Raw genomic sequence first — 12,121 nt, 5'->3', positions numbered from 1 at the left:
TGTCCTTCACCGACCCGACGATCCCGATCGTGTCCACCGTGACCGGCGCCCCGGCGACGGCGGAGGAGTTGTGCTCGCCCGAGTACTGGGTGCGGCACGTCCGCCGGCCGGTGCGGTTCCTCGACGCCGTCACGACCCTGGCCGGGTTGGGTGTCGCGCGGGTGCTGGAACTCGGCCCGGACGGGGTGCTCACCGCGATGGTGCGGGACTGCGCGCCCGAACTTGCCGTGGTGGTCCCGGCGCTGCGCAAGGACCGGCCGGAGGAGCGGTCGCTGCTCACGGCACTGGCCGCCCTGCACGTCGACGGCGTGCCCGTCGAGTGGGACTTCACCGGCGGTCGCCGGGTCGAGCTGCCGACGTACGCCTTCGCGCACCAGCGGTTCTGGCTCGACGCGGGTTCGCGGCCGAAACCCCTGGACGGCCACGTCTTCCGGGTCGACTGGACGCCGCTGCCGCTGTCCGGAGGGGTTCCCCGCTCCGACGACCACGTGGAGTTCGTCGAGCCGAGCACCGAACTGGACGCCGCGGCCGTGCGCGCGGTGACGCACCGGGTGCTGGCCCTGGTGCGGTCGTGGCTGGAGGACACCACGTCCACCCGGCGCCTCGTCGTCGTCACCAGCGGAGCGGTCGCCGTCACGGCCGCCGAGGACGTCGACCCGGTCACCGCGGCGGTCTGGGGGCTGGTCCGCTCGGCGCAGTCCGAGCACCCCGGCCGGTTCGTGCTGGTCGACGTCGACGACCCCGCGACCGACGCGGGTGCCGCGCTCGCGTCGGACGAGCCGCAGGTGGCGGTCCGCGCGGGCCAGGTGTTCGTACCCCGGCTCGCGCGGGCGGAGGAGAGCGGCGCGGCGCGGGAGATCGACCCGAACGGGACGGTGCTGCTCACCGGTGCGACCGGCGGGCTCGGTGCCGTCGTCGCCCGGCACCTGGTCGCCGAACGCGGTGTGCGACGGCTCGTCCTGGTCAGCCGCCGAGGCGGTTCGGCGGAACTGGAGGCCGAGCTGACCGGGCTGGGCGCCGACGTCGTCTCGGTGGCGTGCGACGTCGCCGACCGCGCCGCGCTCGCCGACGTGCTCGCCGCGATCCCGGCCGACCACCCGCTGACCGCGGTCGTGCACGCGGCGGGCGTCACCGACGACGCCGTCGTCACGGCCCTGACCGACGAGCAGGTCGACCGGGTCTTCCGGGCCAAGGTCGACGCCGCACTGGTCCTGCACGAGCTGACCGAAGGGCTCGACCTGGCCGAGTTCGTGCTGTTCTCGGCCGCGGCGGGCACGTTCGGCGGCCCCGGCCAGGCGAACTACGCCGCCGCCAACGTGTTCCTGGACGCGGTGGCGCACCTGCGCCGCACGCGCGGCCTGCCCGCGGTGTCGCTGGCGTGGGGCCTGTGGGACGCGGGCATGGGCGGCAGGCTGTCCGAGCACGACGTGCAGCGCATGGCGCGCGGCGGGGTCCGACCGCTGTCGGCCCGGCAGGGCATGGCGCTGTTCGACGCCGCCCTGCGGCGCGCGGACGCGGTGCTGGTCCCGATGCGCCTGGACGTCGAGCGGCTCACCCAGCCCGTTCCGGCGGTGCTGCGGGACCTGGTTCCGCAGGCCCCGGCGGACGAGCCGTCCGGCGAGGTGCTCGGCTTCGACGACCTGCTCGCGCTCGTGCGGACCTGCGCGGCCGAGGTGCTCGGGCACTCGACGGTGGACGAGGTCGCGCCGGACCGGGCGTTCGCCGAACTGGGCTTCGACTCGCTCACCGCGGTCGAGCTGCGCAACCGGCTGCTCGGCGCCACCGGGCTCCGGCTGCCCGCCACGCTGGTGTTCGACTACCCGACACCGGTCGTGCTGGCCGGGCGGCTCAGCGAGGAGCTGGGCGGGCAGGACGAGGTCGTCGCGGTCGAGACCGCCGCGGCCGTCACCGACGAGCCGGTCGCGATCGTGGGCATGAGCTGCCGGTTCCCCGGTGGGGTGCGGTCGCCGGAGGACCTGTGGCAGCTCCTGGTCTCCGGGGAGGACGCGCTCACGGAGTTCCCGACCGACCGGGGCTGGGACGTCGACGACCTGTACGACCCCGACCCGGACCGGGCGGGCAAGACCTACGTGCGGCGGGGCGGGTTCCTGCACACCGCGGCCGAGTTCGATCCGGGGTTCTTCGGGATCTCGCCGCGCGAGGCCGTGGCGATGGACCCGCAGCAGCGGTTGCTGCTGGAGGCGTCGTGGGAGGCGTTCGAGAACTCGGGCATCGACCCCGCCGCGCTGCGCGGCAGCCGGACCGGGGTGTTCGCCGGTACCAACGGCTCCCAGTACGCCGCACGGGTCGACAGCCCGCCGGAGGGCGTCGAGGGCTACCTCGGCACGGGCAACTCGGCCAGCGTGGTGTCCGGCCGCGTGTCCTACGCCTTCGGGCTGGAGGGCCCGGCGATCACGATCGACACGGCGTGCTCGTCGTCGCTGGTGGCGATGCACTGGGCGGCGCGGTCGCTGCGGCAGGGCGAGTGCACGATGGCGCTGGCCTCGGGCGTGACCGTCATGACCAGCCCGGAGCCGTTCGTGGACTTCAGCCGCCAGCGCGGGCTCGCGCCGGACTCGCGGTGCAAGGCGTTCGCCGCGTCGGCGGACGGAACCGGCTGGGGCGAGGGCGTCGGCGTGCTGGTGCTGGAGCGGTTGTCGGACGCCCGCCGCAACGGCCACGAGGTGTTGGCGGTGGTGCGCGGTTCGGCGGTGAACCAGGACGGCGCGTCCAACGGCCTGACCGCGCCCAACGGGCCCTCGCAGCAGCGGGTGATCCGGCAGGCGCTGGCGAGCGCTGGTCTGTCCACGTCGGACGTGGACGTGGTGGAGGCGCACGGCACCGGCACCAGGTTGGGTGATCCGATCGAGGCCCAAGCCCTGCTGGCGACCTACGGGCAGGACCGGTCGACACCGCTGTACCTGGGGTCGATCAAGTCGAACATCGGGCACACTCAGGCCGCCGCGGGTGTGGCGGGTGTGATCAAGATGGTGCTCTCCATGCGGCACGGTGTGGTGCCTGCGACGTTGCACGTGGACGAGCCGACGCCGCAGGTGGACTGGTCGGCCGGTGCGGTGGAACTGCTGACGGAGCCGCGTCCGTGGCCGTCGGTGGGACGTCCGGTGCGCGCGGGTGTGTCGTCGTTCGGGATCAGCGGCACCAACGCCCACGTGATCCTCGAAGCGGTCGAGCCGGAGCCGCGCGGTGACGGCGACCCGGTCCGGTCGGGCCTGGTGCCGTGGCTGGTGAGCGCGAAGAGCCCGGACGCGCTGGACGAGCAGGTCACGCGCCTGCGGGCGGTGGACGCCCCGGCGCTGGACGTCGGCTTCACGCTGGCGACCACGCGCGCGGTGTTCGACCACCGGGCCGTGGTCGTGGACGGCGAGGTCGTCGCGAAGGGCCGCACCGGCAGCGGCCAGGTCGCGTTCGCGTTCACGGGTCAGGGTGCGCAGCGGCTCGGGATGGGTCGTGAGCTGTACGAGGTGTTCCCGGTGTTCGCGTCGGCGTTCGACGAGGTGTGGTCGCACTTCGACGTGGGGGACTGGTCGATCGACGAGACCGGTCACGCGCAGCCCGCGTTGTTCGCCATTGAGGTGGCGTTGTTCCGGTTGGTGGAGTCGTTCGGTGTGCGGCCGGATTACCTGGTGGGGCATTCGATCGGTGAGATCGCCGCGGCGCACGTGGCCGGTGTGTTGACGTTGGCCGATGCGGCTCGTCTGGTGGCGGCGCGGGGTCGGCTGATGCAGGCCCTGCCGCCGGGTGGGGCGATGGTGTCGGTGCGGGCGTCGGAGGCTGAGGTGCTGGCTCACCTGGTTGAGGGCGCGGACATCGCGGCCGTGAACGGCCCGGAGTCCGTGGTGGTGTCGGGTGCGGAGGACGCCGTCCTCGCGGTCGCCGCGCACTTCGCGAAGACCCGTCGGCTGCGGGTGTCGCACGCGTTCCACTCCGGGTTGATGGAACCGGTGGTGGAGGACTTCCGGGCGGTGGTGGCCGGTCTGGAGTTCGCCGAGCCCGTCATCCCGATCGTGTCCACCGTGACCGGCGCCCCGGCGACGGCGGAGGAGTTGTGCTCGCCGGAGTACTGGGTGCGGCACGTCCGCCGGCCGGTGCGGTTCCTCGACGCCGTCACGACCCTGGCCGGGTTGGGTGTCGCGCGGGTGCTGGAACTCGGCCCGGACGGGGTGCTCACCGCGATGGTGCGGGACTGCGCGCCGGACATCCGCGTGGTCGCGCCGGTGCTGCGCAAGGACAAGCCCGAGGAACGCTCGCTGGTCACGGCACTGGCCGCCCTGCACGTGGACGGCGTGCCCGTCGAGTGGGACTTCACCGGCGGTCGCCGGGTCGAGCTGCCGACGTACGCCTTCGCGCACCAGCGGTTCTGGCTGAGCGGTGGGGGTTCGGGCGTCGACCTGGACGCGCCGGTCGTGCTGGCCGGTGAGGACGGCGTGCTGCTCCAGGGCTCGGTGTCGCTGCCGGGAGCCGGTGTGCCCCTCGAACTGGCGTGGCGCGCGGCCGACGAGGTCGGGTGCGACGTGATCACCGAACTGGTCGTGCACCGGCCGCTCGCGGCGCGGGCCGCGGTCCAGGTGCGGGTCGACGCCGACCGCGTGCTCACGATCTCCTCGCGCGCCGGGGACGGGTGGGTGCGCAACGCGACCGGTGTCCTCGGCAGCGGCGGCACCTCCGAGGCCGGGGACGCCGCGTGGCTCCCGCCGTTCGAGGTCGCCGTGCCCGAGGGCGTTGGCGTGGACGGGTTCCGGCTCCACCCCGCCCTGTTCGAGCGGCTGGACGTGGTGGCGTGGCGCGGCGTGCGGCTGGTCGCCACGGGTGCCACCGCGCTGTCGGTCAGCCTGTCCGACCGCGACGGGCTGCTGGCGCTGGACCACACGGGCGCGCCCGTGCTCACGGCCGACGCCGTGGAGTTCGGCGTGCGGGCCGTGGAGGACCTGCCCGTCGCGGAGCCCGCCGCCCCGAGGTCGGCCCCGGTGCGGCGCGCGGTGCGGGCGGTGTCGGGTTCGGTGCGGGACGAGCTGCTGGGCGCGGACCCGCGGGAGCGGGCGGACCTGCTGCTCGACCTGGTCAGGGCCGAGGCGGCGGCGGTGCTGGAACTGGCCTCGCCCGACGACCTCGACCCCGAACGCGGGTTCCTGGAGCTGGGCTTCGACTCGCTGACCGCGACCGAGCTGCGCACCAGGCTCGCCAAGGCCACCGGCCTGACCCTGCCGCCCACGCTGGTGTTCGACCAGCCGTCGGTCACCGGCCTGGCCGCTCACCTGGCCGGGGCGTTCGCCGCGCCGGAGGAGGGGTCGGGGTCCATCGGCGCGCTGTACTGGCAGGCGTGCGCCGACGGCAAGTTCGGTGCCGCGCTGGACCTGGTGAAGGCGGCGGCACGGCTGCGGCCCGACTTCGACGTGGTGACGGCGGAGGCGCACGTGCCGCCGCCGGTCCGGCTCGCCGAGGGCTCCGCTCCCGAGCGGATCCTCTGCCTGCCGGGGTTCAGCGCGGTGTCCGGGCCCCACGAGTTCAGCCGGTTCGCCGGGGCGCTGCGCGGCCTGCGCGACGTCTGGGCGCTGCCCGAACCCGGCTACCTGGACGGCGAGCCCCTGCCCGAGTCGCTCGACGCGCTGGTCTGCCTCCAGGCGGAGGCCGCGCGGCGGTGCGCCGACGGCGAGCCCTTCGTCCTGCTCGGCCGGTCGGCGTCGGGGATGCTGGCGTTCGCCGTCGCGAAACGCCTGGAGGACATGGGGGTCCAGCCCGCGGCGGTGCTGCTGCTGGACAGCTACTCACCCGACGTGATCCGCAGGCAGCCGTGGCTGGAGACGACGCTGACGCGGGCGGTGGCGGAGCGCGAGCGCGGCTACGAGCTGCGCGACGACACCAGGCTGACCGCGATGGGCCGCTACCACGAGGCCTTCACCGGCTGGCAGCCCAAGCCGATCACCACCCCGACGGTGCTGGTGAGGGCGACCGAACCGTACTCGGCCGAGCTGGACGACCCGGCGCACGCGGGGTGGCAGGCGTCCTGGGAGCTGCCGCACGTGACCCTGGACGTCCCCGGCGACCACTTCACCATCCTGGAGAGCTCCTCGGAGCCCACCGCGACCGCGGTGCACGACTGGCTTTCGCAGAATTCCTACGAGGGGTGACATGAGAATCATCATCATCGGCGCGGGCGTGAGCGGCATCGCCTCCGCTGTCGGCCTGTCCGCGGCGGGGCACGAGGTCGAGCTGTACGAACGCGGCGACCTGCTGCGCGCGGGCGGCAACGGCGTGCTGATCTGGCACAACGGCACGGGAATCCTGGGTGAGCTGGGAATCCCGCTGGAGGGGCTCGGCACCCGGATCGACACCGCGGACGTCTGGGCGAACGACGGCACACCGCTGATGCGCACCGACCTCTCCGAGATCGCCCGCGAGTTCGGCTCGCCCGGCATCGGCGTCATGCGCGGCCAGGTCGTCGACCGGCTCGCCGCCGCCCTGCCGGACGGCGTGCTCCGCACCGGCAAGCAGTGCACGGGCATCGTCCACAAGGGACCGCGCGGGGCGAGGTCGGTCGAGGTCACCTTCGCCGACGGCACGGTCACCGAGGGGGACGTGCTCATCGGCGCGGACGGCTACCGGTCGGTCGTCAGGACGCACCTGTTCGGCGAGGACCACGCCCAGTACACGGGCCTGGCCTCGTGGCACGGCACGACGACCCTCCCGCTCGACCTCGGGGCGGTGCACGCGGTGCCGACGTTCTACGGCAAGAAGGGCCTGTGCACCCTGCACCCCGCGGGGGACGGGCTGATCCACTGGTCGTTCGAGGTCCCGTTCTCCAACGGCCTGGAGCACGTCCCGCCCCCCGGCGCGGACCTGGTCCACCCGGTCGACACCGGGAAGCGGCTGGAGCGGCTGCGCCAGGACTTCGGCGACTGGGCCAAGCCCGTGTCGTCGCTGCTCGACCTCCTCACCGAGGAGGACATCGCCGAGGCGCCGCACACCACGCACAAGGTGCCCAAGGTGTGGGGCAGGGGGCCGATCACGATGGTCGGCGACGCCGCGCACGCCATCCCGCCGCGTGCGGGCTGGGGGGTCAACCAGGCGCTGGAGGACGCGTGGGTGCTCAGCCGCACCCTCGTCGGCGACGGCGACCCCGTCGCCGCGCTGCGGGCCTACGAGCAGGCCCGCCGCCCGTACGCCCGCAAGGTGCTCGGCCGGGCGAAGATGCTGCGCCACAGCAACAGCCTGCTGCTGCTGCTGAAGGCGACCCGCGACGGGCTCCAGTCCACGAAGATGCTGCGCGCCAACATCAAGAACTGCAGCAACTTCCTGAACGGAGACCTGCCGCCCGGTCGTGGCGCCCGGCCCGGCACGTCGGCCGCGGCCTGAGTCGAAGTCGTTCCGCAGCAAGGAAAAGATTCTCCAGAGAGCAGGTTGGGCGTTGCGCACTGAGTTGATCCGGCCGTTGTCCGAAACGCTGCGCGACCAGGCCGTTCGCTTGGGCGCCAAGGTCGCCTTCTCCGACGGCGACCGCGCCGTGGGCTACGCCGACCTGGAAGCACGCACCCGGCGCGTCGCGGGGCACCTGGTGGCACTGGGCGTCCAGCGCGGCGACCGCGTGCTCATCTGCCTCGGCAACCGCGTCGAGACCCTGGAGTCCTACTACGCGGTGAACCGCGCGGCGGCGGTCGGCGTGCCCGTCGACCCCCGCGCGGGCGACCGGGAGCTGGCCCACGTCCTCGCCGACAGCGGCGCGTCCGCGGTGCTCACCGACCGGGCGCACGTCGACCGGGTGCTGCGGCTCGCACCCGAGGTGCTGGTCGTGGTCGTCGGCGCCGACGCGCCGGACGGGTTCGCCCGGTTCGAGGAGCTGGCGAGCACCGAGCCGTCGTCGCGGGCCCGCGACGACCTCGGGCTCGACGAGGTCGCGTGGATGCTCTACACCTCCGGCACCACCGGCGAACCCAAGGGCGTGCTCTCGACCCAGCGCAACTGCCTGTGGTCGGTGGCGGCCTGCTACGCGCCGGTGCTCGGTCTGTCCGAGGAGGACACCGTGCTGTGGCCCATGCCGCTGTTCCACTCGCTCGCCCACGTGCTGTGCGTGCACGGCGTGGTGGCCACCGGCGCCACCGCCCGGCTCCTGCCGGGCTTCGCCGCGGCGGACGTGCTCGACCTGGTGCGGCGCGAGACGTTCACGTTCCTCGTCGGCGTGCCCACGATGTTCCACCACCTGCTGCGCGCCGCGGAGGACGGCGGCCTCGAAGCCCCGTCCCTGCGGGCGTGCCTGGTGACGGGCGCGGTCGCCACCGCGTCGCTCAAGAACGCCTTCGACGAGCGCTTCGGGGTGCCGCTGGTCGACAGCTACGGCAGCACCGAGACCAGCGGCGCGATCACGATGAACCGCCCGGAGGAGGTGGGTGTCGCGGGTTCGTGCGGCCTGCCGGTGCCGGGGCTCGGAGTGCGGGTGGTGGACCCGGACACCGGCGAGGACGTCGCCCCCGGCGCGCAGGGCGAGGTGTGGGTCAGCGGACCCACCGTGATGCTCGGCTACTACGGCAGGCCGGAGGCCACCGCTGAGGCGCTGTCGGACGGCTGGTACCGGACCGGCGACCTGGCGTGGCGCGACGAGCGCGGCTACCTGACGATCAGCGGCCGGATCAAGGAGCTGATCATCCGCGGCGGGGAGAACATCCACCCCGCCGAGGTCGAGGACGTGGTGCGGACCGTGCCCGGCGTGGTCGACGTGGCCGTGGCCGCCCGCCCGCACGAGGTGCTGGGCGAGGTGCCCGCCGTGTACGTGGTGCCCGGCGGGTTCGACCCGGAGGCGCTGCTCGCCGCCTGCCGCGACCAGTTGGCCTACCACAAGGTTCCCGAGGAGGTCTACGAGGTCGCGTCGATCCCGAGGACCGCCTCCGGCAAGGTGCGGCGGCTCGCGCTGCTCGACCAGCCCGCCCGCCTGCTCGCCACGACGGCGGCCCGGCGCGAGTGGCTGTTCCGCCACGACTGGGTGCCGGTGGACGTGGCGCCGACCCCGGTGCGGGCCGGTGTGCTCGGCGAGGACCGGCTGGGGGTCGAGCGGGTCGTCGGTCTCGACGCCGACCCGTCCGTCGTGGTCACGTCGTTCGTGCCGGAGCGGACCGACGTGCGCGCGGTGGTCGCCGCCGTGGACGAGGTCGTGCGGGCGTGGCTCGACGACGACCGGTTCCCGACCGCGCGCCTGCTGCTGGTGACGCAGGGCCCGCTGCTCGCGCCGCTGGGCGCCAACCCCGTGCACACGGCGGCGTGGGGCGTCCTGCGCACCGCGATGGCCGAGTACCCCGGCCGCTTCGCCATGGCGGACGTGGACGACGACGAGGCGTCGCTGGCGGCGGTGTGCTCCGCGGTCGCGGCCGGGGAGCCGGAACTGGCCGCCCGCGGCGGCAGGGTGTTCGCGCCCCGCCTGGTGCGCGCGTCCTCCTCCGGGCAGGCGGCGGTGGCCGCCCTGACCGAACCGGTCCTGGTCACCGGCGACCTGGCCGACGCCGTCGTGGCCCACCTCACCGCCAACCACGGCGTGCGCGAGGTGGTGCGCGGCGGGCCCGACGAGTGGGCCGCGCTGGTCGAGCGGCACCGGCCGGGAGCCGTCGTGCACACCGGCACCGACCCGGACGAGCTGTGGTCGCTGCACGAGCTGACCAGCGGCCTGGACCTGTCCGCCTTCGTCGTGTTCTCCTCCGCCGCGGGTGTCCTCGGCGCGCCGGGCTTCGCGCGGCGGGCCGCGTTCGCCTCCTACGCCGACGCCGTGGTCCGCCACCGCCGCGCCGAAGGGCTCGCGGGCGTGTCGATCGCCTGGGGCCCCTGGGCGGGCGGCTCCCCGACCGGGGAGGGCGACCGAGCCTGGCTGAAGCGGCTCGGCGTCGCCGAGCTGTCCGAGGGGGAGGGTTTCGCGCTGTTCGACGCGACCCGCTCCGCCGACGACGCGGTGCTGGTCCCCCTGGCGCTCACGACCTCCGCGCTGCGCGGCCAGGACGTTCCCGCCGCGCTGCGCGCCCTGGTGCCCGCGGAGTCCGCCGACTCCCCGCTGCTGGACCGGATCGCCGACCTGCCCCACGCCCGCGCCCGGCGGGTCGTCGTCGACCTGGTGCGCACCGAGGTCGCGGGCCTGCTCGGCTACGCCTCACCCGACGACCTGCCGGGCGGGCGCGCGTTCTCCGAGCTGGGGTTCACCTCGCTCAGCTCCGTGCAGCTGCGCAACCGGTTGACCGCCGCGACCGGCTTGGCGCTGCCGGTGACGGTCGCGTTCGACCACCCCACGCCCGCCGCGCTGGCCGACCACCTGCTCGCCGAGGTCCTCGGCGGGGCGGCGGAACCGACGCCGACCGAGCCGGTCCGCGGTGAGGTCGACGAGCCCGTCGCGATCGTCGGCATGGGCTGCCGCTACCCCGGCGGCATCTCCTCGCCCGAGGAGCTGTGGCGGCTCGTCGTCGCGGAGGAGGAGGCGCTGTCGGAGTTCCCGACGGGCCGCGGCTGGGACTTCGCGGCGCTGTTCGCCGCCGACCCGGACCGGCCGGGCACGTCGCACACCCGCCACGGCGGTTTCCTGCACGACGCCGCGGAGTTCGACGCCGCCTTCTTCGGGATCTCGCCGCGCGAGGCGCTGGCCATGGACCCGCAGCAGCGCTTGCTGCTGGAGACCTCGTGGGAGGCCGTGGAGGGCGCGGGCATCGACCCGACCTCGCTGCGCGGCAGTCGGACCGGGGTGTTCGCCGGGATGATGTTCCACGACTACGCCACCGGCCTGGAGCGGGTGCCGGACGGCCTGGAGGGGTACCTCGGCACCGGCACCGCGGGCAGCGTGCTGTCCGGTCGGATCTCGTACTCGTTCGGCTTCGAGGGTCCCGCGGTCACCGTGGACACGGCGTGCTCGTCGTCGCTGGTGGCGCTGCACCTGGCCGCGCAGGCGCTGCGACGGGGCGAGTGCTCGCTCGCGCTCGCCGGTGGTGTCGCGATCATGGCGACGCCGTCGGTGTTCGTGGAGTTCAGCCGCCAGCGCGCGCTGGCGGTCGACGGCCGCTGCAAGTCGTTCTCGTCGTCGGCCGACGGCACCGGGTGGTCCGAGGGTGCCGGGATGCTGGTGCTGGAGCGGCTGTCCGACGCCCGCCGCAACGGCCACGAGGTGCTGGCCGTGATCCGCGGCTCGGCGGTGAACCAGGACGGCGCCTCCAACGGGCTGACCGCGCCGAGCGGTCCGTCCCAGCAGCGGGTGGTCCGGCAGGCGCTGGCGGACGCCGGTCTGTCCACGTCGGACGTGGACGCCGTGGAGGCGCACGGCACCGGGACGAGGCTGGGTGACCCGATCGAGGCGCAGGCGCTGCTGGCGACCTACGGCCAGGACCGGTCCACGCCGCTGTACCTGGGGTCGGTCAAGTCCAACATCGGCCACGCCCAGGCGGCGGCCGGTGTCGCGAGCGTGATCAAGATGGTCATGGCGATGCGGCACGGCGTCCTGCCGAGCACCCGCAACGTGGTGGAGCCGACGCCGCACGTCGACTGGTCGGCCGGCGCGGTGGAACTGCTCACGGAGACCCGCCCGTGGCCGTCCGTCGAACGCCCCCGACGCGCGGGTGTGTCGTCGTTCGGCGTGAGCGGCACGAACGCGCACGTCGTCCTGGAACAGGGCGAGGAGCCCTCTCCGACCCCGCGGACGCGCGCGGCGGCACCCGCCCCGTGGCTGCTGTCGGCCGCGTCCGAGGACGCCCTGCGCGGCCAGGCGGCGCGGTTGCTGGAGCACGTGACGACCTCCGAGGACGACCCCGCGGACGTCGCCTTCTCGCTCGCGACCACCCGTGCGGCGCTGGCGCACCGCGCCGTGCTGGTCGCGGACCCGACCGAGGGGCTGCGCTCGCTCGCCGCGGGCGATCCGGCGCGGCTGGTCGTCACCGGCGCGGACGCGGACGTGGACGACCGCGTGGCCTTCGTGTTCCCCGGTCAGGGGGCGCAGTGGGTCGGGATGGGTGTGGAGCTGCTGGAGCACTCCCCGGTGTTCGCGGCGCGGATGGCGGAGTGCGCGGGGGCGTTGGCGGAGTTCGTCGACTGGAACTTGATCGCGGCTCTGTCGGACGCGGAGGCGTTGGAGCGGGTCGATGTGGTGCAGCCGGTG

2 protein-coding genes and 1 pseudogene are annotated in these 12,121 nt (G+C 74.4%); all 3 read left to right on the top strand.

Features of this window, described 5'->3' with window-relative positions; genetic code table 11:
* Window positions 1-29: 29 nt before the first annotated feature.
* Window positions 30-6,146, top strand: a pseudogene (locus tag VFZ92_RS09700) (SDR family NAD(P)-dependent oxidoreductase); the annotation flags it as partial.
* 1 nt (window position 6,147) lies between these two features.
* A complete protein-coding gene (locus tag VFZ92_RS09695) occupies window positions 6,148-7,371 on the top strand; it encodes an NAD(P)/FAD-dependent oxidoreductase (RefSeq protein ID WP_330875498.1) in 1,224 nt (407 codons plus the stop codon).
* A gap of 52 nt (window positions 7,372-7,423) precedes the next feature.
* Window positions 7,424-12,121, top strand: a 4,698-nt coding sequence (locus VFZ92_RS09690; RefSeq protein WP_330875497.1) for a beta-ketoacyl synthase N-terminal-like domain-containing protein, incomplete at its 3' end; no start/stop codon positions are given.

Origin of the sequence: Umezawaea sp. (genome assembly GCF_036375055.1) — a bacterium.
Taxonomy (GTDB): Bacteria; Actinomycetota; Actinomycetes; order Mycobacteriales; family Pseudonocardiaceae; genus Umezawaea.
The sequence above is the reverse complement of the archived record's forward strand: the minus strand, read 5'-3'. Positions and strand labels throughout refer to the sequence as shown.

What these genes read in the sequence shown, in the direction of transcription:
- VFZ92_RS09695 (WP_330875498.1), top strand. Translation starts at nt 6,148, where the DNA reads ATGAGAATCATCATCATCGGCGCGGGCGTGAGCGGCATCGCCTCCGCT.